A 24,697-nucleotide genomic window follows, 5' to 3' on the forward strand; every position below is an offset into this window, starting at 1 on the left:
TATGTTTCAGACGGGAAGGAGCGAGCCGGCTTTCACTTCCTCCATTACTGCATAGGTATGCGTCTCGCGCACGCCCGGAAGTGGCAGAATCACTTCGGAGAGAAACTGCCGGTAGGCCTCCATGCCGGCGACGCGTGCCTTGACGAGATAATCGAAGCCGCCGGCGACCATGTGGCACTCGATGACGTCATCGCTGCGCTTCACCGCCGCCGCGAAAGCGTCGAAGACGTCCGGTGTGGTACGGTCGAGCTTGACTTCGATGAACACCAGCAGGCTGCGGCCGAGTTTCTGTGGAGACAGGACCGCCATGTAGCCGGTGATGAAGCCGTCGCGGGTCAGCCGCTTGACCCGCTCGGCCGTGGCGGTGGGCGACAGATTTACGCGTTCGGCCAGTTCGATATTGGTGAGCCGGCCTTCCTGCTGAAGGGCGCGGAGGATCTTGCGGTCGAGGCGGTCCAGCTCTTTCATTTTTTCCTACGGATATCGACATTCGTGGATAATTTCACTGACTATATATCAAAATACGGCGAGTATCGCTAGTATGTTGTCGATATGTTGCCGATAACACGGAGGTGACAATGATCAACGCAGACATGCCCGCAGTTCCGCCCTTCAGCGCCCCCTTTGCCGGCGACGACGATGCCCTTCTCGGGCAACTCGCCTCGGAACTTTCCTTCACGCCTGCCCAGAATACGGCGATAGACCGCCGCGCGACGCGCTTTATCGAGGCGATCCGTGACAATTCCGGCTCGATCGGCGGGGTGGAGGATTTCCTGCGCGAATACGGCCTTTCCACCCGCGAGGGGCTGGCGCTGATGGTGCTCGCCGAAGCGCTGCTGCGCGTGCCCGACGCGCTGACCCAGGACCGGCTGATCGAGGACAAGTTGAAGGAAGGCGGCTGGAGCGAACACGAGGCCCACGGCGACAGCTGGTTCGTCTCGGCTTCGGCCTGGGCGCTCGGCCTGTCCGCCCGCGTCATCCGTCCCGGCGAGACGCCAGAAGGCGTCGTGCGCGGCCTCGTCAAGCGGCTCGGACTTCCGACGGTGCGCAGCGCCACCAAGCAGGCGATGCGGTTCCTCGGTCATCACTTCGTGCTCGGCGAGACGATGAAGGATGCGCTGTCGCGCGCCGCCAAGAGCGAGGAGAAGGGCTATCGCCATTCCTTCGACATGCTGGGCGAAGGCGCGCGGACCTCGGCCGACGCCAAGCGTTATTTCCAGTCCTATGCCGACGCGATCGAGGCGATCGGCGCCTTCATGGCGAAGAACGGCAAGGGCAAGCGGCTGCCCGACCGCATGGGCATCTCGGTCAAGCTCTCGGCGCTGCATCCGCGCTATCTCGCGACCCACCGCGAACGCGTCATGCGCGAGCTGGTGCCCGATCTCCTGAAGCTTGCGCAGATGGCCAAGGCCCACGAGCTCAACTTTACCGTCGACGCGGAAGAGGCCGACCGGCTGGAGCTTTCGCTCGATGTGATCGCCGCCGTCTTCGCCGATCCCTCGCTTGCCGGCTGGGACGGCTTCGGTCTGGCGATCCAGGCCTATCAGAAGCGCGCGCCGCAGGTGATCGACTACATCGACGATCTCTGCACGGCCCATGGCCGGCGGATGATGGTTCGCCTCGTCAAGGGCGCCTACTGGGATACCGAGGTCAAGCGTGCGCAGGAGCGGGGGCTCGACGACTATCCGGTCTGGACGCGCAAGCCGGCGACGGACCTCGCCTATCTCGCCTGCGCGAGCCAGCTTCTGTCGAAGCGGGCCCGCATCTTCCCACAGTTCGCGACCCACAACGCGCTCACCGTGTCGACCATCCTCGAGCTTGCGGGCGCCGACCGTTCCGGCTTCGAGTTCCAGCGCCTCCACGGCATGGGCGAGGCGCTCTACAACAGCCTCCTCTCCGGCGAGGATCGCGTCGCCTGCCGCATCTACGCACCGGTCGGCGGCTACCGCGACCTGCTCGCCTACCTCGTCCGTCGCCTGCTCGAAAACGGTGCCAATTCCTCCTTCGTCGCGGTTGCCGGCGACAAGAACGTGCCGGTCGCCAAGCTGCTGGAGCGGCCGGTCGAGCGGCTCGGCCTCGATCAGGGCCGCAGCGTCCGCCACGGCCAGATCCCGCGGCCGCTGCAGATCTACGGCGCCCGCAAGAACAGCGCCGGCTTCGAGTTCGGCCATCGCGAAAGCCTCGCGCAACTGGTGAAAGACCTTTCCGCGGCGAGTTTCGGCATCGCCGCCGTGCCGCTCGTATCGGGCGTCGCACCTGCAGGCGAAGCGCAGCCCGTCCTTTCTCCTGCAGACCGGTCGCGCCGCATCGGGACGGTGGTGAACGCGACCGCCGCCGATGTCGACAAGGCCTTCGTCGCGGCCCGCAAGGGCTTCGTCGCGTGGTCGCGTGAGCCGGTCGAGACGCGAGCCGCCTGCCTCGAACGGATGGCGGACCTTCTCGAAGCCGATCGCATCCGCTTCGTCGCGCTGCTCTCCGCGGAAGCCGGCAAGACGCTCGACGACGGCATTGCCGAGGTGCGCGAGGCGATCGATTTCTGCCGCTACTACGCCGCCGAGGCACGGCGGCTCTTCGCCGAGCCGGAAGCGATGCCCGGCCCGACCGGTGAGGACAACCGCCTGCTCTGGCGCGGCCGCGGCGTCTTCGCCTGCATTTCGCCGTGGAACTTCCCGCTGGCGATCTTCCTCGGCCAGGTCTCGGCCGCCCTCGTCGCCGGCAACGCGGTGCTCGCCAAGCCCGCGCCGCAGACGCCGCTCGTCGCCTACGAGGCGGTCCGGCTCTTCCACAGGGCCGGCGTTCCGGCAGACGTGCTCTGCCTGCTGCCGGGCGCGGGTGAGGTCGGTGCGGCGATCGCCGCCCATCCGAAGCTCGGCGGGCTCGCCTTCACCGGCTCCACCGCGACCGCCCAGGCGATCAACCGCTCGCTTGCCGCCAAGAACGGCCCGATCGTGCCGCTGATTGCCGAAACCGGCGGCATCAATGCGATGATCGTCGACGCGACCGCGCTCGGCGAGCAGGTCGCCGACGACGTCGTGATGTCGGCCTTCCGCTCGGCCGGCCAGCGCTGCTCGGCGCTCAGGATCCTCTACCTGCAGGAAGACATCGCCGACGGCATGCTGGAGATGATCGAAGGGGCGGCGCGTGAGCTGAACCTCGGCGATCCGGCACGCGTCACCACCGACGTCGGACCGGTGATCGACGAGAAGCAGCAGGCAATGCTGACCGGCCATGTCGAGGACATGCGCAAGTCGCAGAAGGTCCGTTATGCCGGGACGGTTCCGAATACCGGTGTCTTCGTCGCCCCGCACATCATCGAGCTCGACCGGCCGGAGGCGCTGACCAAGGAAGTCTTCGGTCCCGTCCTGCACGTCGTGCGCTGGAAGGCGAAGGACCTGCCGAAGGTTGTCGAGGCGATTGCCGCGACCGGTTACGGGCTGACGCTCGGCGTCCACAGCCGCATCGAGGCGACGGTGCGTACTGTCGCCGAAGCGCTCGACGCCGGCAATGTCTACGTCAACCGCAACATGATCGGCGCGGTCGTCGGCACCCAGCCCTTCGGCGGTTCGGGCCTTTCCGGCACCGGCTTCAAGGCGGGCGGACCGGCCTACCTGATGCGTTTTGCGCAGGAGCAGGTGGTCTCGGTCAACACGGCCGCCGCTGGCGGCAATGCGAGCCTGATCGCCATCGGCGAAGGCTGAGGACGAACCAGGTCGCCCGGTTCCCGGGCGACCTCTCTCCGATACCCGGGCCTGCGCCATTTGGTCCCGAAATTGTCGGGGCCAAACGCTTGCTGGCCCGCGGTCCGCCGGTTAAGGATCAGGTATATCACGCCGTTTTCGCGCAGGCGGTGAGCGCCTTGCCCGGTTTCAGGACGTGAGACGAAGGGGAGGCGTGTGCATGACCGGCATGAAATCCGACATCGAGATCGCGCGAGCGGCGACGAAGAAGCCGATCATCGAGGTCGGGGCGAGACTCGGAATTCCGCCGGAAAAGCTGGTTCCCTATGGCCACGACAAGGCGAAGGTTTCGGCCGATTTCATCAGGTCGCTTTCCTCCCGGCCGGACGGCAAGCTCATCCTCGTCACCGCGATCAACCCGACGCCGGCGGGCGAGGGCAAGACCACGACGACGGTCGGCCTCGTCGACGGCCTGAACCGCATCGGCCGGAACGCGATCGTCTGCATCCGCGAAGCCTCGCTCGGGCCCTGCTTCGGGGTGAAGGGCGGGGCGGCCGGCGGCGGCTATGCGCAGATCATCCCGATGGAGGACATGAACCTCCATTTCACCGGCGATTTCCATGCGATCACCTCGGCGCACAACCTGCTTTCCGCCCTCATCGACAACCACATCTACTGGGGCAACGAACAGGCGATCGACAGCCGCCGCGTGACCTGGCGCCGCGTCATGGACATGAACGACCGGGCCTTGCGCGAGGTCGTCTGCTCGCTCGGCGGTGTGGCGAACGGCTATCCGCGCGAAACCGGCTTCGACATCACCGTCGCCTCCGAAGTGATGGCGATCCTTTGCCTTGCCGAGGATCTTGCCGACCTCGAACTGCGTCTCGGCGAGATCATCATCGGCTATCGCCGCGACAAGAGCCCGGTGCGCGCCCGCGACATCAGGGCCGACGGCGCGATGGCGGTGCTCCTCAAAGACGCCATGCAGCCGAACCTCGTGCAGACGCTCGAAAACAATCCGGCCTTCGTCCACGGCGGGCCCTTCGCCAACATCGCCCACGGCTGCAATTCGGTGGTCGCCACCCGCACGGCGCTGAAGCTCGCCGACTACGTGGTGACCGAAGCGGGCTTCGGCGCCGACCTCGGGGCGGAGAAATTCTTCGACATCAAGTGCCGCAAGGCCGGCCTGCAGCCGGCGGCGGCGGTGATCGTCGCGACCGTCCGGGCGCTCAAGATGAACGGCGGGGTAAAGAAGGACGAGCTCGGGCAGGAGAATGTTGCAGCCGTCGTCGCAGGCGCGGAAAACCTCGCCCGCCATATCGAGAACGTCCGCAAGTTCGGCGTACCGGTCGTCGTCGCAATCAACCATTTCGGCTCGGATACCGAGGCCGAGATCGAGGCGGTGAAGCGCTGCGCCGCCCGCCAGGGCGCCGAGGCGATCCTCTGCCGGCACTGGGCGGAGGGCTCGGCCGGCATCACCGAGCTCGCCACGCGGGTCGCCGACCTGGCGGACGCCGGCACCGCGCATTTCTCGCCGCTCTATCCCGACAAGCTGCCGCTCTTCGAGAAGATCGAGCGCATTGCCCGCGACATCTACCGCGCCGGCGAGGTGACGGCCGACAAGCAGGTGCGCGAGCAATTGCGGCTCTGGGAGGAGCAGGGCTATGGCGGGCTGCCGGTCTGCATCGCCAAGACCCAGTATTCCTTCTCCACCGATCCTGGCCTTCGCGGCGCACCGGAGGGGCATGTCGTCAACGTGCGGGAGGTGCGGCTTTCCGCCGGCGCCGGCTTCGTCGTGGCGATCACCGGCGAGATCATGACCATGCCCGGTCTGCCGCAATCCCCCGCCGCCGAGCGGATATTCCTCAATGAGCAGGGCTATATCGAGGGGTTGTTCTGAGGGGGCGACGGCGTGTTGTGGGCAGGACGCTGCGCACTTGAACTGGCGGCAACCGCGGTTCTGTTGTCAGCCGGTCACGACACCAACCATGTCCGCGACCGGCTCATTGTTTCGCGCAAGCCGTCTCACGCGGCCATGGTGATCGGCTCAATGCCGTGGCGCTGCATGGCGGCACCGATTCCCGCAAAGTCAGGTTCGGCCTGCGGCTCGACAGTGCCGATGTCGCGGAAGAAGGCGATCATCGACTTTTCGATCAGCACCAGCATGCGCACTGGCTTGCCACTATCATTGGAATAGTTGTGCGGCGCCATTGGCGGAATGCGCACCGCCGTGCGGGGACCTGCCAACACCACCTGCGGCGCCCCATCAGCACTGAAGTTGTGTACGGTGAGCTCGCCCTCGAGGATGTAGAACATTTCGGACGAGGCATGCGTATGAGGTGGTGTGCCGGAGCCTGCCGGCACTTCGATGTCGAGCAGTTCGAGGTTTGATCCGGGCAGGCCGCCGAGGAAGCGGATGCGGTCGGCGACAACCCACAGGGTTTCGCCTCCATTCGCGGCGATGACGTCGAGATTCATGGTTTTTTCTCCGTTGTTTGCGATGGGACGTCCGCCTCTGCATGGCCCGGGTCGACCGCGGACAGGATCAACTCGAGCGCCCAGGATGCGGCCTCGCCGGCCTGGGCGCCGGTAAGACCGCCGTAGTCCTTCAAGACCTCCCAAGCGGGAGCCGAGAAGAGCAGGTGCGCCAGCGCCTCGACCTTGCGGGCTTTGGCTGGCGAAAGTTGACAGAGGACAGGCTCCAGCGCACCGGCGAACAGCGCGCGCCGTCCAGTGACGGTATCCAAGCGCATCTCGCGCCCGGTGCGGGAATGGAGCTCGGCACGCATCGCCGCCTCATGTGCATCAAAGCGCGGAAAGGCCTCGCGCGGACCGTCGACCACGTCACGCACGCTGTGCGGAGCCGGGGAAGCGCCGATCTTGGCATTGAGCCACGGCCAGAACGCGCAAATCAGTTCCTCCTTGGTGGCGAAGTGGCGGAAGATTGTACGCCTCTCGACGCCGGCCTTCTGCGCGATTGCCTCTATACCGATCTCGTCGGGTGCGTTGGTCTCGCTCATCAGTGTGTAGAGCGCGGCAAGAATCGTCTCGCGCGTCTGGCGCGCTTTTTCTTCGCGCAACGGACTGTTGTAGGATCGTGTGGCGCCGGACATTGCAGGTCCTCCGAATTTGATGTCACATCATGTGTCATCAAATGTAAGGCTTGTCAATTGATGACACTGCAAGTGACGTCAATTTATTTGCTGAAGGCATGATCGGGCAATCGCGCGTTGCGCCGAGCGTCGTCTTCCGGCCCCCGGTCGGAAGTTCATCATGGTTGACCCTATGTCCGTTCCCGCGCCCCCACCCCCATCTCTCCCGCCTTCACCGGCAATACCGATAGCCGCCCGTTCGCTTCATCACGTCGAGATGCATGTGGTCGCGGTGGGCGTCGTCGCTGCCCGGCGAGAGGATGGTGGTGAAGTATAGGCAGGCGGCGGCGTTCAGCGGCCGCTGGAGGGCGGCGGCGCGATCACAGAGATGAGAGATGACGGCAAGATCGTTGCCGACGAGGATGTAGGCCAGACCCTCGTGGTCGCGCAGGTGCATCGGCAGGTTCAGGATTTCCTGTTGGATCGATACGTCGAGCGCAGAGATCGGCTCATCCAGTATCAGGATGAGCGGCGGTCCCTCCCCAGAGCGAGCGTTCGGGGCCGCGACATTTTCAGATGTCCAGAGGTAAGTTGGATAGCCGGCGAAGAGCGCCATTTTCTATGACGTAATTCTGCTCGAGACGTATTCCACCCCGGAGATTGTCACCGTACAAGCCGGGTTCGAGAGTGAACGTACAGCCCTCTTCAAAGATGTCGTTCGAACCCGAATTTATGAACGGGCGCTCGACCGGATCCAAGCCAAGCCCATGGCCCAAGTGATGGTCAAAGCGCCAATCATCGCGGTGGCTATTCAGGAGGGATGCAACCTCCTGGAAAACTGTCCCGCATCGAACGCCCGGCCGGATCATGTCTTCGGCTATTGACAGTGCATGAACAACGCGGCCGAAGGCTTCCTCCTGCACTGGCGCTCGTGTCCCCGATACAGCGAAAGTCCGGCACATATCGGAGAAATAGTTTGCGACAACCGCTCCGGCATCCACCGGCAGAAGATCGCCCTCCACCAGAGGCACGGGGCGAGGCCGGCCGCCTGGCTGTCCCCCGCGAAAATCGTTGCCTAGCTCCCCCATCGTCTGTCCCGCAGCCACAATTGCAGCTCCCTGAAATAGGGCAAACACTTCGGTTTCCAGAAGTCCGGGGGCGATATGCGGCGCAATCGCGCGGTACCCAGCTTCATTGGCGGCAATGGCCGCGGAGATTAGCGCGACTTCATCCGGGTACTTGCGTCGGCGCATCGACGAGATATGCCCGGATATCGGTGTGATGGTCTGTCCTGCGATATCGGTGCAATCCGCGCCAAGCGCCTTCGTTTTAGCCAGGCGGATATCCAACGCCGCAAGTCCCGCTCGCTCGCGGTCTTCGAAAGTGGTCGCGAACATCGAATCGTCGAACCGGACTGTTTCATCGGCGTAGACGTCAGATCCCATTGAATTGCCGACCGAGATCAAACCGAAGCCGTCACGGCCGACGAACCCCGAGGCTGGCGAGCTTCTCCATCCTCGCAATCCAAAAAAGTATGTCAGGTGCTGAGGTCGCGTGATCAGGGCCCCATCCAGGCCAACCTCAACAAGCCAATTGGAAAGGCGCGTGCGACGCTCCCGGCACCCTGCGTCTTGCAGTCTTGCCAATGCCGCGAGGTCCACAATATTTCTCTCGGGATAGAGCGAGGTGGGTAGGCTCATGGACAATCTTCTCCAACTTCGTCTCGCTCCTCTTTCGAGCCGACGCAGCATTCAAACTATTATCATCTATTGCTATACAATGCGGGCTTCTCTCTACAAGCTGGCATACGGTGTGAGGATGATCCGCCGGACAATGAACGTCCGACGCGGCCCCAGCAAAGGCTTGCGATGGTTGGTACTTTCGTTCCAATTGCGGGCCGTGACCTTCCGAGCCCAAGTCGGTCATCTATCGCGGGCGAGCGGAGGTCCGCTCCCGCCGCAATCCCCTGCGCGCGCCCCCTTCACCGGCAATACCGATAGCCGCCCGTCCGCTTCATCACGTCGAGATGCATGTGGTCGCGGTGGGCGTCGTCGCTGCCGGGGGAGAGGACGGTGGTGAAGTAGAGGCAGGCGGCGGCGTTGAGCGCGCGCTGAAAGGCGGCGGCGAGGTCTGAATCTTCGCTTGCGACGATCTTCATCGGCACCGGGCCCTTCTCGAATTCGAGCGCGGAAATGTCGACGGCGTTGCCGCGGGCGTGTTCGGAAATCTTGCCCGTGTCCGCACCGTTGCGCTTGCGGCAGACATAGCCGGACGCCTGATGCACGGCCTTCAGCCTGCCCATGTCCGGCAGGCCGAGGCGTGCTGCGGGCTCGACGAGATCGCGGGTCATGCGGGCAAGCTGCAGCAGCGTCTCGCAGCGCGCCGTCACCTCGGGTTCGATCGCGACCTCGGCCGAGAGCCGCGTCATCGCAACCGGCTTGTCGATGCCGCAGCCCTCGCCGTCGTCGATGCGCGGGAGCGTCCTGAAGGCCGCACCGAGCGCGGTCAGTTCGGCCGTGCAGGCGTCGAACGCTGCCTTGTCTTCGGTTTCGATCGGCGGTGGCGGAGGAGGGGGCGGCTCGGCCGGTTCCCTTTCCTTCTTCTCCGGTTCCGGTGCCGCCGGTGCCTGCCTTTCCTTCGGCTTTTCAGCGGGCACGGGTGGCCCGACGGCGGGCGCTCGGTCGGCCAGAGGTGGTTTGGGCAAGGGGACCGGAGGATTGTCCGGGGCGGCCATGGCGGGGGCGGCGGCGAGCGCTGCCGCCAGCAGAAGAAGTCTCGGCAACCGTCCTGTCTCCGTTGTCGGGCCTGTCGACAACGGTTGGCGGCGCATTTGGTTTCATCGATAGACGGAACGGCGGTACGCCAAGGCCTCTTGCGCGGCCGCCGGGTTGACGGTATGAGATTCCGCATGACGACGTTTTTGAACATCGGTAACTGGTGGTGGGCTCGCTAACGCGGCCTTGACCAGTCATGTCCAGAGACAAGTGACCCAAAGCCGCCCGGAAAACCTGAGGCGGCTTTTTTGTATTCAGGCGCCTCCATCCGGGCCTTGAACGACGGAGTGAAGAGAGAGCATGACGACGATCATTCGGGATGATGGCGGGGAGACCTATACCACCCGCGGCGGTATCAACGTGACGCGCTCGCGCCGGGCGGCGCCCTATGCCGATGCCATCAACGGCTACATCGACAGGCTCGACGAGCACCGTGGTGCGGTCTTCTCCTCCAACTACGAATATCCCGGCCGCTATACGCGCTGGGACACGGCGATCGTCGATCCGCCGCTCGGCATTTCCTGCTTCGGTCGCAAGATGTGGATCGAGGCCTATAACGAGCGCGGCGAGGTGCTGCTCTCCTTCATCGCCGCGAGGCTACGCACCGTCGGCGAGATCACGCTGGGTGCCGCGACGGCCCGTCGCCTCGACCTGACGGTCAACGAGCCCGACCGCCTCTTCACCGAGGAGGAACGCTCGAAGATCCCGACGGTGTTCACCGTGCTTCGCGCGATCACCGATCTCTTCCATTCCGAGGCGGACAGCTCGATCGGCCTTTTCGGCGCCTTCGGCTACGATCTCGCCTTCCAGTTCGACGCGATCAAGCTTTCGCTCGAACGTCCGGAAGACCAGCGCGACATGGTGCTCTTCCTACCGGACGAGATCCTTGTCGTCGACCACTACTCCGCCAAGGCCTGGATCGACCGCTACGATTTCGAGAAGGACGGCGTGACGACCGAGGGCAAGGCGGACGCGATCGCGCCGGAGCCGTTCAGGGCGACCGACACGATCCCGCCGCGCGGCGACCATCGGCCGGGCGAGTATGCCGAGCTCGTGGTCAAGGCGAAGGAGAGTTTCCGCCGCGGCGACCTCTTCGAGGTGGTGCCGGGGCAGAAGTTCATGGAACGCTGTGAATCGAAGCCGTCGGAGATTTCCAAGCGCCTGAAGGAGATCAACCCGTCTCCCTATTCCTTCTTCATCAATCTCGGAAACCAGGAATATCTCGTCGGGGCCTCGCCGGAGATGTTCGTGCGCGTGTCCGGCCGGCGCATCGAGACCTGCCCGATCTCCGGCACGATCAAGCGCGGCGCCGATCCGATCGCCGATAGCGAGCAGATCCTGAAACTCCTGAATTCCAAGAAGGACGAGAGCGAGCTCACCATGTGCTCGGACGTCGACCGCAACGACAAGTCTCGCGTCTGCGAGCCGGGCTCGGTCAAGGTCATCGGCCGCCGCCAGATCGAGATGTATTCGCGCCTGATCCACACCGTCGACCACATCGAGGGGCGGCTCCGCGACGGCATGGACGCCTTCGACGGCTTCCTGTCGCACGCCTGGGCGGTGACGGTGACGGGTGCGCCGAAACTCTGGGCGATGCGCTTCATCGAGGCGCACGAGAAGAGCCCGCGCGCCTGGTATGGCGGGGCGGTCGGCATGGTCGGCTTCAACGGCGACATGAACACCGGCTTGACGCTCCGGACCGTGCGGATCAAGGATGGGATCGCCGAGGTGCGCGCCGGCGCGACGCTCTTGAACGATTCCATACCGGAAGAGGAAGAAGCCGAAACCGAACTGAAGGCATCCGCCATGATTTCTGCCATTCGCGATGCGAAATCCGGAAACGACGAGAAGTCGAAGCGCGGCGTCGCCGCGGTCGGCAAGGGCGTGAACATCCTGCTCGTCGATCATGAGGACAGCTTCGTCCACACGCTCGCCAACTATTTCCGCCAGACCGGCGCCACCGTGACGACCGTGCGCACGCCGGTCGCCGACGAGGTCTTCGACCGCATCAACCCGGATCTCGTGGTGCTTTCGCCCGGACCGGGTACCCCGAAGGACTTCGACTGCAAGGCGACGATCAAGAAGGCGCGGGCGCGGCAATTGCCGATCTTCGGCGTCTGCCTCGGCCTGCAGGCGCTTGCCGAAGCCTATGGCGGGGAGCTCCGCCAGCTCGCAATCCCCATGCACGGCAAGCCCTCGCGCATCCGCGTTCTGGAACCCGGCATCGTCTTCTCCGGCCTCGCCAAGGAAGTGACCGTCGGCCGCTACCACTCGATCTTCGCCGATCCGGCGACGCTCGACCGTGACTTCATGATCACGGCGGAGAGCGAGGACGGCACGATCATGGGCATCGAGCACACCAAGGAACCGGTGGCGGCGGTGCAGTTCCACCCGGAATCGATCATGACGCTCGGTCAGGACGCCGGCATGCGGATGATCGAGAACGTGGTCGCGCATCTCGCCCGGCGCGCGAAGGAGAAGGCGGCGTGAGCAGGTGATGGCGGGGCGCTTCGGCGCCCCGAGCCTTCTAGAAGAGGCTCCAGACGCTACCTGCAGATATCAGAGCTGTCCCAAGTACGTAGAGGCTTCGGAATACCCATTGGTTCACACGCTCGCTAAGCGTGATGCCCTTGAATGATTGGATACTCCACCCTTGCACGGCCAGGGTCGCCCAGAGCAGTATTGCTCCGCCTGCCAGGGAGACGGCGATGTCCCAAAAATCGCTGGCGCCTGAGAGTTGGCCGAGAGCCCACCCCGACAATCCCCCTGCAACCATCGCACTTACTGCCCAGAGGAACGCCGAAGAATAGCCTTTCCTCACTTTGTGGATACTGTCTGATCCCTGTCGGGGGCCTCCCCCATTTAGCCTGACGTTGTCTTCGATCTCCTCTTGGATGAATTTTTCCGGAGATACTGCCATCAGCCACACAAGGCGAGCCTTCTGAGCAAGGGACAATGGAGTTGGCTTGGGAGACGTCATGTGTACCATCTCGGTTTTCTAGAATTTCTGCGTGTCACGCCGCCCTCGGCTCGATCCGCTGCAGCTCGTCCTCTATTTCTCTCCGGCGCTCCAACAGATCATAGTCGGCCTGCAATCCCAGGAAGAACCCTTCCGACAGACCGAAATAGCGCGCCAGCCGAAGGTCGGTGTCCGCCGTTACGGCCCGTTTTCCGAGGACGATCTCGTTGATGCGGCGGGGAGGGACGTTCACGGCGCGCGCCAGCGCATTCTGGCTCAGCCCCATCGGCTTCAGGAAGTCTTCGAGAAGAATGCCGCCCGGATGCGGGTTCGGCAGATGGTCAGTCATGGTAGTCGACGATTTCGACATCGCTCGGCCCTCCGTCATGCCACTTGAAGCAGATGCGCCACTGTTCGTTGATCCGGATGCTGTAGTGTCCGGCTCTGTCGCCCTTCAGCGCTTCCAGCCGGTTTCCCGGCGGAACGCGCAAATCCTGAAGCACGCGGGCGTTGTTCACCATGCGCAGCTTCCGCAGGGCGACCGCTTGGATGTCCGGCGGCAGCTTCCGGCTCCGCAACCCGCTCCAGACGCGTTCAGTTTCGGGATCGGCGAAGCTCCGGATCATGTCGCATTATAACGTGATACGTTATAGATGGCAATGGTGGCGCCTTCATTCGGGGTGCGCGTCCGAACCGGGAAAGCACTCCGCCTTTGACAAAACCCGTTCCTTCCTTCATATGCACCGTCAGAAACCGTCCACCATCCGTGGGCGGTTTCGTCGTTGTGGAAGTAGCGAATGCAATTCGCTTGCAAGTGCAGGGGCGGCAGGAAGATGGCGACAGAGAGCAGCAACGGCCTGGTAAAGCGCCTGGCCTTCTGGGGCATTCCCCTTTCCATCGGGGTCATGGCGCTGAAACTCGTTGCCTGGAAGGTGACGGGGTCGGTCGCGCTGCTCTCCGACGGCCTGGAATCGACGGTCAACGTCGTGGCGGCGGTGGTCGCCTTCTTCGTCATCCGCTACGCCCAGAAGCCGGCGGATTCGAGCCATCCCTACGGCCACCACAAGGCGGAGTATTTCTCCGCCGTCCTCGAAGGCGTGCTGATCGTGGTTGCGGCGCTGCTGATCCTCCAGGAGGCGGTCGCGGCGCTCCCCAATCCGAAGCTTCTCGAAGCGCCGGTGTTGGGTCTCGCCATCAACTCGCTGGCGGGCGTGATCAACGGCGCCTGGGCACTGACACTCATTCGCGTCGGCAAGACGCATCGCTCCCCGGCGCTGCAGGCCGACGGCCATCACGTGCTCTCCGACGTGGTGACATCGGGTGGTGTTCTGATCGGCCTTGTGCTTGCCATAGTCACCGGCTACGCGATCCTCGATCCGCTGCTTGCCATCCTCGTCGCGCTCAACATTATCTTCCAGGGCTGGAAGGTGATTTCCCACTCGGTTGCCGGCCTCATGGACCAGGCGGTCGAGCCTGAGGAAGAAGAGGCGATCAAGCAGGCGATCAAGGAGAATTGCGAGGGCTCGCTCGGGGTGCATTATCTCCGCTCACGTCGCGCCGGTGCCGCCACCTTCGTCGCCTTCGACCTGGTGGTGCCCTCCAGCATGACCGTGGGGGATGCCCATGTGATCTGCGACCGGCTGGAAATGGCCTTGCACAAGGCCTTGCCCGGCACGCGCGTCACGATCCATGTCGAGCCGGAGAACGAAATGGCGCACGGCAACGGCGTCGAAATCTGAAGGAGTTTCATGATGAGCAAGACCGACGTTTCCGGCCTGACCCAGCTCGGTCAGTCCGTCGAGGCGCCCACCGCCCCCGAATCCGCAGTCCTCGAGCGCGTGCCGAACGGCAATGCCGGGACCGACTACGTCGTCCGCTTCACCGCGCCTGAATTCACGTCTCTCTGCCCGATGACGGGCCAGCCGGATTTCGCCCATATCGTCATCGACTACATTCCCGGCGACTGGCTGGTGGAATCGAAGTCGCTGAAGCTCTTCCTCTTTTCCTTCCGCAATCACGGTGCTTTCCACGAGGATTGCTCGATCTACATCGCCGGACGGATCATCGATCTCCTGCAGCCGAAATGGCTCCGGATCGGCGCCTACTGGTATCCGCGCGGCGGCATCCCGATCGACGTGTTCTGGCAGACGGGCGAGGCGCCCGCCGGCGTATGGCTTCCCGACCAGGGCGTTCCGACCTATCGCGGCCGCGGCTGAGTGAGGAGCGGCGGTGGCGCAAACGGCCGGTCCTCATCATGGGGCTGGATCGATCGCCGCCTTGCACCATGTTTTCCGTTAGCATTTCATAAACTGTGAACGGAAGTCGCCCGTTAACACTGGGCGTGCGATGGCTGCAGGGTCAGGGAGGGTATGGACAGGCATGGAACAAGGCGCCAACCGTCGCAGGGCCGCGATTTTTCCGCTCAAGGTGGTCCTTCTCACCGTCTGCGGCATCATCGCACTCGTCGTCGCCGCGCAGGTCTTCCTCACCTGGGCCACCCGGGTCATCGATACTCAGTCGGAGGCCCGACAGGTCCAGATCGCCGAGCACGTCATCGGTCAGTTGCGTTCGCAGGTCGCCCATGACCAGGAAAGCTCGACGGTCTGGGACGAGGCCGTGGAGAAGGTGCGTGAGCCGCCGAGTCCGGAACGCGACGAGTGGATCGACGGCAATCTCGGAAGCTGGATGATCACGTATTTCGGCCACGATGCGGCGTTCGTTCTCGATGCGACCGATCGGCCGATCTACGCCTATGCCGACGGCGAAATCGGCGGTGCGGACACGTTCGAGCGCTTCCGCCCGGTCGCCGAGCCGTTGGTGTCGCATCTGCGCGACATCCTGCGCAGGCAGGACAAGAGTCAGGTCAGCGATCGCGTGCTCTCTCCAGGCGCCAGTGATTTCAGCAGGATAGGCGAGCATCCGGCGATCGTCAGCGTCAAGCCCATGGTGTCCGACAGCGGCGAAATCGAGCAGGTTCCGGGGCAGGAATATGTGCACGTCGCGGTGAAATATCTCGACAGTGACTTCCTGCAGGAGCTTTCGAGGGAATACGGTTTCGACGGTCTCTTCTTCTCTCCGGTCTCGCAGAAACTGCCGGGCACGGCCGAGTTGCCGATCGTTTCCGACAGCGGTGAGGTCGTCGGCTATTTCCGCTGGGTTCCCTATCACCCGGGATCGGCATTCCTCGTCTCGATCTCGCCGGCGCTCGTCGGTGCACTGGTGTTGCTGGTCGTCACGCTTGCGCTCTTCCTTCTCGCCCTTTACCGGCGCCTCAAGGTGAACCGTGCGCAGGAGGAGCGTATTCGCTTCCTCGCCAATCACGATGCGCTGACGGGGCTCCTCAACCGCTCCGCCTTCGAACGCGAGCTGGATGCCGCGCTGACACCGGCCAGGGGCGTCGTGCCGCAGATCGCCGTGCTCTACCTCGACCTCGACCGCTTCAAGCAGATCAACGACACGCTGGGACACGGTGCCGGCGACAGCGTCATCCGCGACGTGGCGAAGCGGATCGGGGATCTGCTGCCGCGGAACGCCCATTTCTGCCGCGTCGGTGGCGACGAGTTCAACATCTTCGTGCCTTTCGCGGAGGTGTCCGAGGTCGAGGCGCTCGGTTCGAAGATCGTCGCCTCGATCGCCGAACCCTTCGTCGTCGACGGCAAGACCACCTTCGCCGGTGTCTCGGTCGGTGCCGCCTATTCGCCTCTCCACGGCGCGGACCGCGGCGAGCTCACCCGCAAGGCGGACGTCGCGCTCTACAACGCCAAGGCAAGCGGGCGCGGGCGTTTCACCGCCTTCGGCGTCCACATGGACGTCATCATCAGGGAGCGGGCGGAGATCGAGCGGGACCTGCACACCGCACTCGAAAAGCCCGGGCAGTTCGAGGTTCTCTACCAGCCGAAATACCGGGCGCAGACCGGTGACCTGATCAGCGTCGAGGCGCTGGTGCGGTGGTACCATCCGACTCGCGGCTGGCTTTCGCCGACCTTCTTTATCCCGATCGCCGAGGAGACTGGCCTCATCAAGGCCCTCGGGCGAGATGTTCTCGAGGAGGCCTGCAGGGCGGCGGCGAAATGGCAGATCGGCAGCGTGGCAGTCAACGTGTCGCCGATCCAGTGGCGGACCCCTGCCTTCGCGTCGGAGGTCAGGTCGATCCTCGAGACGTCCGGCCTCGATCCGCATCGACTGGAGCTCGAAATCACCGAAACGGCGTGGATGGACAGCACCTCCACCTGTGTCGCCAACATACAGGCTCTTCGCGAGCTCGGCGTCGCAATCGCCCTCGACGATTTCGGCACCGGTTTCTCCACCTTCGGGCGCCTGCACGACACGGAGGTCGATCATATCAAGATCGACAAGTCGTTCATCGACGGGCTCGGCAAGTTGCGCGGCGACGAGGCCATCGTCCAGGCGATCGTGGACATGGCGCATGCCAGGGGATTGAAGACGACCGCCGAGGGTGTGCAGACGCCGGAACAGAGCGCATTCCTGACGGAGATCGGCTGTGACGAGCTGCAGGGTTTCCTGTTTTCGGAACCCGTCTCGGTCGGGGACATCGACAAGCTGCTCGCGGCCGGCGGTAAGCCGACACGCCCGCAGTCGTGACCGAGGACCAGGTGGTGGCGTCGCCGCTCAGAGCGTCTGCGCGGCGCTGATCGAGGAGACGAAGCGGCGGGTGCGTTCGCGTTGCGGATCGCGGAAGATCTGGTCGGCGCTCCCCTGTTCCACCACCTGACCGGCTTCGAGAAAGACCACCTGATTGGCGATCCTCGAGGCGAGGCGCAGATCATGCGTCGCCATCACCATGGTCGTGCCTTCGCTCGCGAGCTTGCTCAAGACGTCCACGACCTCGCCCGCGAGTTCCGGATCGAGCGCGGATGTCGGCTCGTCGCAGAGGAGAACCTTGGGGGAGGGGGCGAGCGCGCGGGCGATCGCCACGCGCTGCTGCTGCCCGCCGGAAAGATTGGCGGGCCAGGCATCCGCCTTGTGGGCCATGCCGACCTTGGTCAGGAGTTCGACGGCGCGGGCGCGTGCCTTTTCGCGGGGCCACTTCTGGACGACGAGAAGGCCCTCCATCACGTTTTCGATGGCCGTCCTGTGCGGGAAGAGCTGGAAGTTCTGGAAGACCATGCCGGTCTCGCAGCGGATTTTCTGGATCGCCGTCCAGGGTGCCTTGCGGTCCGGCGCGAACTCCACCCGGTCGTCACCGACCTGGACGGACCCGGAGCTCGGGAGTTCGAGAAGGTTGATTGACCGCAAGAGCGTGCTCTTGCCGCCACCGGAGGGACCGACGAGCGCCGTCACGCTGCCTTCCGGAAAGGTGAGCGAAATGTCGTTGAGGATCACGGCCTCGCCGAAGCGCTTCACGATGTGGGACAGTTCGATCATCGGTTGGCCTCCAGCATGCCGCCGTAGCGGCCGAAACGGACCTCAAGGCGCGATTGCAGCGCCGAGAGGACTGAGCTCATGGCGAGGTAGATCAAGGCGGCCTCCACGTAGAGGATCAGCGGCTCATAGGTCGTGGCGACGATGCGCTGCGCCGACTGGAAGAGTTCCGGCACGGTGATCGCGGCAGCGAGCGAGGTATCCTTGACCAGCGAGATGAAGGTGTTGGAAAGCGGCGGCACGGCGACCCGGCCCGCTTGCGGAAGGATCGTGCGGCGCATGGCCTGGCCCCAGGTCATGCCGGTCGAGTAGGCGGCCTCCCATTGTCCCTTCGGTACCGATGCGATCGCCGCGCGGATGATCTCGGAGGTGTAGGCGCCGACGTTCAGCGTGAAGCCGATCAGCGCGGCCGGAAAGGCGTCGAGCAGGATGCCGATGCTCGGCAGGCCGTAGAAGATGACGAAGAGCTGCACCAGGAGCGGCGTGCCGCGGATCACCCAGACGTAGAAGCGGGCGACGAGCACCAGCGGCCTCGGCGCGAAGAGCCGTGTCACGGCCGTGACGAGGCCGAGCGACAATCCGAGCACGAAGGAGAGAAGCGTCAGCGGAATGGTGAACTTCACCCCGGCCCAGAGCAGGGTCGGGAGAGAATCGGTCATCAGTTGCAGCCAGTGCGACATGGCATCGTCCTTGTGGGCGCGGACTAAAATGGTTTTGCGGCAAAGGCGAACCAACGCCCCTGCCGCGTGTCAGTCAAGCTCGGGGAGGTCGCTGCAAAGCAGCGGGCGGGGTGAAACCCTTCCAGCCGAGAGGAAAAGGTCCGGCGTGGTCACCCCACCCCGGACCTTCGGTCCGACCCTCCCCCTCAAGGAGAGGGTAGTTACTTCGAAACGTCGGCGCCGAAATACTTCTCCGAGATCTTCTGGTAGGTGCCGTCGGCCTTGATGTCCGCGAGCGCCTTGTTGATCGCGGCGACCAGTTCCGGATCGCCCTTGCGGACGATGATGCCGGAATAGTCGGCATCGGCCTTCTCTGCGACGATCTTCACCGGCGCATCCGGCTTCTGCGTCTTGAAGTCGAGGAAGGAGAGGCTGTCGTTGATCGTGGCGTCGGCGCGGCCGGTCAGCACGAGCTGGATCGACTGGTCGAAGCCGTCGGTGCCGACGAGCTCGGCACCGGCCTCCTCGGCGAGCTTGCCGAAATTGCTGGTGAGCGACTGGGCCGACTTCTTGCCCTTGAGATCCTCGAAGCCCTTGATGTCGGCGTTGTCGTCCTTGACGATCAGCACGGCCTTGGAGGCGATGTAGGGATTGGAGAAGTCGTACTTCTGCTTGCGGGCCTCGGTGATGCCGACCTGGTTGATGACGGCGTCATAGCGGTTGGCGTCGAGGCCGGCGATCAGGCCGTCCCACTTGCCTTCCACGAATTCCGCCTTCACGCCGAGCTTCCCGGCCACGGCTTCACCGATCTCGACGTCGAAGCCGACGAGCTTGTTTTCGGCGTCGTGGAAGGTGAACGGCGCATAGGTGCCTTCGGTGCCGATCTTGAAGACGCCGGCCGACTTGATCTGGTCGAGGTTCTCACCCGCGAGAACCGGGGCGAAGGTCAGGGTTTGCAGCGCTGCCGCTGCAGCGATCGTCTTGAGCCAGCTCATCGTGTCTTCCTTTCGGGTCATTCTTCGAATGGCGTTTTAAATGTCAGATCGGGAAAGCGTTGGGAGGAGAGAAAAGCGCGAATTAAATGAGCAAATGAGAATATTTTGCTCATGTCCCAGGTACGCCTGCTCCGTCGCCATGGCGCTGCCGGCGTGCCCAAACGCAAAACCGCCGCGAAGGTTCCCGGGCGAACCCGGCCGTCGCGGCGGTTGGAGGAGAGGGCGGCCTCTGCCGCCCCGTAGCGGATCAGCCGAAGACGAGCGCCGCGCCGCCGAGTGCGGTCGCAGCGCCGAGAAGGCGGGTGGTGATTGTTCCCATGCGCGAAAGGGAGATGCCGAGGCCGACGCCGGCTGCATGCAGGAGCGCCGTGGAGACGAGGAAGCCGAGGCCGAACTGGACGGCGCCGGCGGCACCGAGTTCGCCGCCGTGGGCATGGCCGTGGAAGAGGGCGAAGAGGCCGACGATCGCCGCCGAGGCCGCGACCGGAAGGCGGACGGCGGTTGCGACCAGCAGGCCGAGGCCGATGACGGAGGCGAGCACGGCCGGCTCGACGAAGGGCAGGCCGATGCCGGAAACCGCAAGCAGGAAGCCGACGGCCATGGTGGTCACGAACGCTGCGGGAACGGCGAAGAGCGCCCGCCCGCCGATCTGCGAGGCCCAGAGGCCGACGGCGACCATGGCGAGCACGTGATCGGCGCCGCTGAGGGGATGCGACACGCCCGCCATCAGGGAACCGTGCTCGGTCGGATCGAGGTGGGCGAAGGCCGGCGCCGTGGCAGCGGCGATGAAGGCGGCGGAAAGTGAAAGTCGTTTGAACATCTCTTGTCCCTCGGTTTGGTCGACACGGCGCCCGGACATCGGTCGCGCCTGCCTGAAGCTATAGGCCATCCGAACGTGTGACGTAAGCCGGTCAGTCCGGTTCGGCGGCAATTTTCGTATGGCGAAAATATGCACACCAAAAAAAACGATCCCGGAGCCTTTGCGGCGCCGGGATCGGCAATTGCGACATCGTCTGCGGAACGCCGCGCCGTCAAGGTGGCGGGAGAAGTCCGCCTTACTTCTGGGCGTCGAGAACCTCGGCGCAACGTGACAGGCTGAGGCCTTCGCCCGTCGTGTCGTTGCTGGCGCGAATCGCGCGAATGCGATCGGTCGCGTCGACGGTGATCTGCACTTCGCAAAAGAGTTCTTCGACGCGGGCGGGGGAGATCATCTGCGGCTGCTGCGGGACATAGACGCCCATGCTGCTCGTCGTCGTCTTGGTGACGGTGACGCCCGGCTCCTTCTCGCGGCTCGTCGTCTTGGTGACGGTCTTGCCGTAGACCGGCTGCTCGGCGGGCGTCGAATACTGTGCGGGGATGTACTGCGTCTTCTCCCCGCCGCGCCAGGTGTAGATCGTGTTGCCGGTGCCGGTGCGGAATTCCGAGACCGGTGGCCCGTAGCGGGAGAAGAAGAGTTCGGCCGGCTGGCCAATCCAGCGCGACTGGATGACGGTGTTGGCTTCTTCGGTGGTTGTGCAGCCCGCGAGCGTTGCAGCCGCAAGCGCCAATGCGGCGAGACGGATCTTCATGTCGGATACCCCTGTCGTTTCCCAGCCATCCGGCGAACCGCTTCTCCCGCAGCGATGACTGCGCGTGTTTTCGATCCGTCGGCATATGTCGCGGACGTTAGTTCGCCGGCAAAAGGCGAGACAACAGCGCATGCGCGGTCCGCCCAAAAATGGGCGGAAAAACCCCCGGAAAAGCGAAGGGCGGCCGCTTTCCACGACTTACCGCTTGCCCCGTCTGCAAGCGACCCCATATTCGGAATGTCTGCCATCTGTGCACGAATTCCGGGAAGGAGACGCAAGCTTGATCGCCTTCGACAACAGCTATGCCCGTTTGCCCGAGCGCTTCTTCAGGCCCGTCCAGCCTCGCCCGGTCGCCGCACCGCGCCTCATCCGTTTCAATGCCCCCCTTGCCGACGAGCTCGGCCTCGATCTCGACGCGCTCGACGACGATGCACTTGCCCGCCTTTTCAGCGGCAATGCCCTGCCGGAAGGCGCTCTTCCGGTCGCCATGGCTTACGCCGGGCACCAGTTCGGCAATTTCGTGCCGCAGCTCGGCGACGGGCGGGCGGTCCTGCTCGGCGAGGTTCTCGACCGCGACGGCCGCCGCCGCGACATCCAGCTCAAGGGGGCAGGCGAGACGCCGTTCTCCCGGCAGGGCGACGGCCGCGCGGCGCTCGGGCCGGTGCTGCGGGAATATGTCGTCTCCGAGGCCATGCATGCGCTCGGCGTGCCGACGACACGGGCGCTCGCCGCGGTGCTGACGGGTGAGCCGGTCTATCGCGAGACGGTGCTGCCCGGTGCGATCCTCACCCGGGTGGCGGCGAGCCATGTCCGCATCGGCACCTTCCAGTACTTCGCCGTTCGCGGCGATATCGACGGTCTGCGTGCGCTCGCCAGCCATGTGATCGCCCGCCACTATCCGGAACTTGCGGAATTCCAGGATCCCTATCCCGCGCTTTTCCGGGCGGTGGCCGCCCGCCAGGCGGCGCTCGTTGCTCGCTGGATGTCGATCGGCTTCATTCACGGCGTGATGAACACCGACAACATGACCGTTTCCGGCGAGACCATCGATTTCGGCCCCTGCGCCTTCCTCGACGAATACGATCCGCGCAAGGTGTTCTCGTCGATCGACCAGCGCGGCCGTTATGCCTATTCCAACCAGCCGGGCATCGCGCAATGGAATCTGGCGCGGTTCGCCGAGACCCTACTGCCGCTGATGGGCGGGCGCGAGGACGAAAACGTCGAGGCCGCCAACGAGGCGCTTGCCGAGTTCGGTCGCATCTTCCAGGTACGCTGGCTCGAAGCCTTTCGTGCCAAGCTCGGCCTTGACGGAGACGAACCCGAGGACCTGCCGCTCGTCAACGATTTCCTCGCCCTGATGCATCGCGGCGAAGCCGACTTCACGCTGACCTTCCGGGCGCTTGCCAAGCTCGCGGGCGGCGGGCCGGATGCGCCTCTGCTGGCAAACTTCTCGGATGCGGAGGGAGCCGCGGACTGGCTTTCCCGCTGGCGCGAGCGCATGAGCGCCGATCCGCGGCTGCCCGTCGAGCGCCAGGCGGCGATGGAGGCGGTCAATCCTGCGGTCATCCCGCGCAACCACCGTATCGAAGAGGTGATCGCCGCCGGAATGGCGGGCGACTTCGCCCCGTTCGAGCGGATGCTGGAGGCGACGGCGAGACCTTATGAGGAGCGGCCGGAATTCTCCGCCTTCATGGAGCCGCCGAAGCCGGAGGAACGGGTCGCGCGGACCTTCTGCGGTACGTGACCAGTTCTAGAATGTGATCTCCGCCGACGGGCGAACGCTGACCACGCGCTCGCCAGCATCGAAGCCGTCGAGGGTCGCGTTGTGGTGGGCGACGATCTCGTCATAGGTGAGCGCGCCGGCATCGCCGGTCATATGTCCGTCGGCCACCAGCACGACGTCATAGCCGAGCGAGACCGCGCGCCGCGTCGTCGTGTCGACGCAGAACTGGGTCATGCAGCCGCCGATCACGAGCGCGTCGACGCCCAACTCGTCGAGCCTTTCCTTCAGGTCGGTTTCGAAGAAGGAATCGCAAGCCTGCTTGTGGACCACCACGTCACCGGCCTCCGGCGCGATCTCCGGGCGAAGGTCCCAGCCGGGCGTGCCGAGGGCGAGGCGATGCCCGGCCGGGCCGTCATGCTGGACCAGGATGACCGGGATGCCCGCCGCTCTTGCCTTGTCCTTCAACGCTTTCAGCCGTTCGACAGTGGCGTCGAGCGCGCCGTCGATCGTCGGCTGGCGGTCCGGCGTCGCCTTGCCGGCCAGGATTGCGTTCTGGACATCGATGATCAGCAGAGCCTGCGGCATGAGGAGCCTTTCGGAAACGAAAACGGGTGAGAGTGCGGACACTCTCACCCGGATGTCTGATTCGCCAGAGCGAAATGCGGCGGCTTACGACGCCTTCGGCAGGCGCAGCGTTTCCGGATCGTAGACCCGGCCGAATCGGTTCGCGAGGAAGCGTTCGAGGCTGACCTCCTCCTGGCGGACGAAGCCCTGCTGCGGCAGTTCGCCGTTCGCCAGCATGTCGAGCACGGTGCAGATGCCGGCGGCGGTGGTGATCTGGATGGCGCTCATCTTGCGGCCGGCGACGACGCCCGCATAAACCTTGTTGGCGTAGGTATCCTGCATGAAGCGGCCTTCGCGGGTGCCGCAGACGGTGACGAAGACCACCACGACGTCCTGCATGGTGGCCGGCAGGGCGTTCTCGAAGAGGTCCTTCAGTACGTCGCGGCGGTTCTTGAGGTTGAGGTCGTTCAACAGCGCCTTCACGATCGCCTGGTGGCCGGGATAGCGGATGGTGCGGTAGTTCATCGTGCGCACGCGGCCTTCGAGCGTCTTGCAGAGCGTGCCGAGGCCACCGGAGGTATTGAAGGCCTCGTAGGTGACGCCGTCGAGCGAGAATTCCTCGCGCTCTTCCATGGCCGGGACCGTGACGAGCTTGCCTTCGACGATCGCCTCGCAGGGCTCGATGTATTCGTTGATCAGCCCGTCGGTGCTCCAGGTCAGGTTGTAGTTCAGAGCGTTCGACGGATATTGCGGCAGGGCACCGACGCGCATGCGTACGCTATCCAGCGTGTCGAAACCGGTCGCGAGGTCATGGGCGACGATCGAGATGAAGCCCGGCGCCAGCCCGCATTGCGGGATGAAAGCGCCTTTCGCGCCCTCAGCGAGGGCTTCCACCTTGCGGGTGGTGGCGACGTCCTCGGTCAGGTCGAGATAGTGGATGCCGGTGCGCGCGGCGGCTTCGGCGATCGCGCCAGTCAGGTGGAACGGCGCGGCGCTCAGGACCGCGAACTTGCCCGAAAGCAGGGCGTCCAGCGCAGCGCTGTCGGAGATGTCGACGGCGGCGGTGGAAACGGCCTCGTGTGGTGCGATCGCGTCCAGCTGTTCGCGGCTGCGGTCGGCCACCGTCACGCGGTAGTCGCCGGTCGCGGCGAGCATGTGGGCGATTGCGCCGCCGATCTTGCCTGCGCCGATTACGACAATGTCCTTCATTGATGTCCCCCCTGGAAGAATGAAATCAGATAGCATCAGAATGACGCCGTGATTGATCGTTTCATAGCGGCAGATTGTGCGATATGATGTGCTCA

21 protein-coding genes and 1 pseudogene are annotated in these 24,697 nt (G+C 64.5%); 7 read left to right on the top strand and 15 right to left on the bottom strand.

Going from position 1 to position 24,697, the window contains the following annotated elements; all coding sequences use genetic code 11:
* Positions 1-6 precede the first annotated feature (6 nt).
* Positions 7-468 (bottom strand): Lrp/AsnC ligand binding domain-containing protein, encoded by a 462-nt coding sequence (locus EUU22_RS12375; protein ID WP_129332290.1) that lies wholly within the window; start codon positions 466-468, stop codon positions 7-9.
* A gap of 110 nt (positions 469-578) precedes the next feature.
* Between EUU22_RS12375 and putA the strand changes: the two genes are divergently transcribed.
* Positions 579-3,698 (top strand): bifunctional proline dehydrogenase/L-glutamate gamma-semialdehyde dehydrogenase PutA, encoded by a 3,120-nt coding sequence (putA, locus tag EUU22_RS12380; protein ID WP_245485015.1) that lies wholly within the window; start codon positions 579-581, stop codon positions 3,696-3,698.
* 199 nt (positions 3,699-3,897) lie between these two features.
* A complete protein-coding gene (locus EUU22_RS12385; protein ID WP_129332291.1) occupies positions 3,898-5,577 on the top strand; it encodes a formate--tetrahydrofolate ligase in 1,680 nt (559 codons plus the stop codon).
* A 125-nt stretch (positions 5,578-5,702) separates the two neighbouring features.
* Here the strand turns inward: EUU22_RS12385 and EUU22_RS12390 are convergent, their stop codons facing one another.
* The 5 genes and pseudogenes from EUU22_RS12390 to EUU22_RS12410 form a co-directional block, all read right to left on the bottom strand.
* Positions 5,703-6,155, bottom strand: coding sequence for a cupin domain-containing protein (locus EUU22_RS12390; RefSeq protein ID WP_129332292.1), 453 nt, complete (start codon positions 6,153-6,155; stop codon positions 5,703-5,705).
* A complete protein-coding gene (locus tag EUU22_RS12395) occupies positions 6,152-6,790 on the bottom strand; it encodes a TetR/AcrR family transcriptional regulator (RefSeq protein ID WP_129332293.1) in 639 nt (212 codons plus the stop codon). The genes EUU22_RS12390 and EUU22_RS12395 overlap by 4 nt, the downstream gene beginning before the upstream one ends.
* 211 nt (positions 6,791-7,001) lie before the next feature.
* Positions 7,002-7,301 (bottom strand): annotated as a pseudogene (locus EUU22_RS26280) (extensin family protein); the annotation flags it as partial.
* 40 nt (positions 7,302-7,341) lie between these two features.
* Positions 7,342-8,469: a M24 family metallopeptidase gene (locus tag EUU22_RS12405; RefSeq protein WP_165351159.1), complete on the bottom strand. Its 1,128-nt coding sequence runs from the start codon at positions 8,467-8,469 to the stop codon at positions 7,342-7,344.
* A 281-nt stretch (positions 8,470-8,750) separates the two neighbouring features.
* On the bottom strand, positions 8,751-9,551 hold the full coding sequence (locus tag EUU22_RS12410) for an extensin-like domain-containing protein (RefSeq protein ID WP_245485017.1): 801 nt from the start codon (positions 9,549-9,551) through the stop codon (positions 8,751-8,753).
* 292 nt (positions 9,552-9,843) lie between these two features.
* Between EUU22_RS12410 and EUU22_RS12415 the strand changes: the two genes are divergently transcribed.
* Entirely contained in the window at positions 9,844-12,033 is a 2,190-nt protein-coding gene (locus EUU22_RS12415; protein WP_129332297.1) for an anthranilate synthase, read from the top strand.
* Positions 12,034-12,557: 524 nt separating this feature from the next.
* Here EUU22_RS12415 and EUU22_RS12420 read toward each other — a convergent pair.
* Positions 12,558-12,872, bottom strand: a complete 315-nt coding sequence (locus EUU22_RS12420; RefSeq protein WP_129332298.1) for a HigA family addiction module antitoxin — start codon at positions 12,870-12,872, stop codon at positions 12,558-12,560.
* A complete protein-coding gene (locus tag EUU22_RS12425; RefSeq protein ID WP_129332299.1) occupies positions 12,844-13,128 on the bottom strand; it encodes a type II toxin-antitoxin system RelE/ParE family toxin in 285 nt (94 codons plus the stop codon). Before EUU22_RS12425 ends, EUU22_RS12420 begins: the two co-directional genes overlap by 29 nt.
* 207 nt (positions 13,129-13,335) lie before the next feature.
* On the opposite strand from EUU22_RS12425, the gene EUU22_RS12430 reads away from it, so the two are divergent.
* The 3 genes from EUU22_RS12430 (at position 13,336) to EUU22_RS12440 (ending at position 17,104) form a co-directional block, all read left to right on the top strand.
* Positions 13,336-14,241: a cation diffusion facilitator family transporter gene (locus EUU22_RS12430; protein ID WP_129332300.1), complete on the top strand. Its 906-nt coding sequence runs from the start codon at positions 13,336-13,338 to the stop codon at positions 14,239-14,241.
* Between the two features lie 12 nt (positions 14,242-14,253).
* The gene (gene queF, locus EUU22_RS12435; protein WP_129332301.1) at positions 14,254-14,718 is read left to right on the top strand and encodes a preQ(1) synthase; all 465 of its coding nucleotides are present in this window, start codon (positions 14,254-14,256) and stop codon (positions 14,716-14,718) included.
* Positions 14,719-14,881: 163 nt separating this feature from the next.
* Positions 14,882-17,104 carry a putative bifunctional diguanylate cyclase/phosphodiesterase gene (locus tag EUU22_RS12440; protein WP_165351160.1) on the top strand — a complete coding sequence of 741 codons (2,223 nt, stop codon included), beginning with the start codon at positions 14,882-14,884 and terminating at the stop codon, positions 17,102-17,104.
* A gap of 27 nt (positions 17,105-17,131) precedes the next feature.
* Here EUU22_RS12440 and EUU22_RS12445 read toward each other — a convergent pair whose 3' ends face one another.
* The 5 genes from EUU22_RS12445 to EUU22_RS12465 form a co-directional block, all read right to left on the bottom strand.
* Positions 17,132-17,887: an amino acid ABC transporter ATP-binding protein gene (locus EUU22_RS12445; RefSeq protein ID WP_129332303.1), complete on the bottom strand. Its 756-nt coding sequence runs from the start codon at positions 17,885-17,887 to the stop codon at positions 17,132-17,134.
* Positions 17,884-18,564 carry an amino acid ABC transporter permease gene (locus EUU22_RS12450; protein ID WP_129332304.1) on the bottom strand — a complete coding sequence of 227 codons (681 nt, stop codon included), beginning with the start codon at positions 18,562-18,564 and terminating at the stop codon, positions 17,884-17,886. Before EUU22_RS12450 ends, EUU22_RS12445 begins: the two co-directional genes overlap by 4 nt.
* A 200-nt stretch (positions 18,565-18,764) precedes the next feature.
* On the bottom strand, positions 18,765-19,538 hold the full coding sequence (locus EUU22_RS12455) for an amino acid ABC transporter substrate-binding protein (protein ID WP_129332305.1): 774 nt from the start codon (positions 19,536-19,538) through the stop codon (positions 18,765-18,767).
* A 247-nt stretch (positions 19,539-19,785) separates the two neighbouring features.
* Positions 19,786-20,358 carry a HupE/UreJ family protein gene (locus EUU22_RS12460; protein WP_129332306.1) on the bottom strand — a complete coding sequence of 191 codons (573 nt, stop codon included), beginning with the start codon at positions 20,356-20,358 and terminating at the stop codon, positions 19,786-19,788.
* A gap of 235 nt (positions 20,359-20,593) precedes the next feature.
* Positions 20,594-21,106 (bottom strand): hypothetical protein, encoded by a 513-nt coding sequence (locus EUU22_RS12465; protein WP_129332307.1) that lies wholly within the window; start codon positions 21,104-21,106, stop codon positions 20,594-20,596.
* A gap of 250 nt (positions 21,107-21,356) precedes the next feature.
* On the opposite strand from EUU22_RS12465, the gene EUU22_RS12470 reads away from it, so the two are divergent.
* Positions 21,357-22,850 carry a protein adenylyltransferase SelO gene (locus EUU22_RS12470; RefSeq protein WP_245485019.1) on the top strand — a complete coding sequence of 498 codons (1,494 nt, stop codon included), beginning with the start codon at positions 21,357-21,359 and terminating at the stop codon, positions 22,848-22,850.
* Positions 22,851-22,856: 6 nt separating this feature from the next.
* On the opposite strand, the gene EUU22_RS12475 is transcribed toward EUU22_RS12470, so the two are convergent.
* Both EUU22_RS12475 and EUU22_RS12480 read right to left on the bottom strand, forming a co-directional pair.
* A complete protein-coding gene (locus tag EUU22_RS12475) occupies positions 22,857-23,414 on the bottom strand; it encodes a cysteine hydrolase family protein (RefSeq protein WP_129332309.1) in 558 nt (185 codons plus the stop codon).
* A gap of 84 nt (positions 23,415-23,498) precedes the next feature.
* On the bottom strand, positions 23,499-24,602 hold the full coding sequence (locus EUU22_RS12480; protein ID WP_129332310.1) for a saccharopine dehydrogenase family protein: 1,104 nt from the start codon (positions 24,600-24,602) through the stop codon (positions 23,499-23,501).
* Positions 24,603-24,697 lie beyond the last annotated feature (95 nt).

The sequence above is a fragment of the Ciceribacter ferrooxidans genome, assembly GCF_004137355.1.
GTDB classification, from domain to species: Bacteria; Pseudomonadota; Alphaproteobacteria; order Rhizobiales; family Rhizobiaceae; genus Allorhizobium; species Allorhizobium ferrooxidans.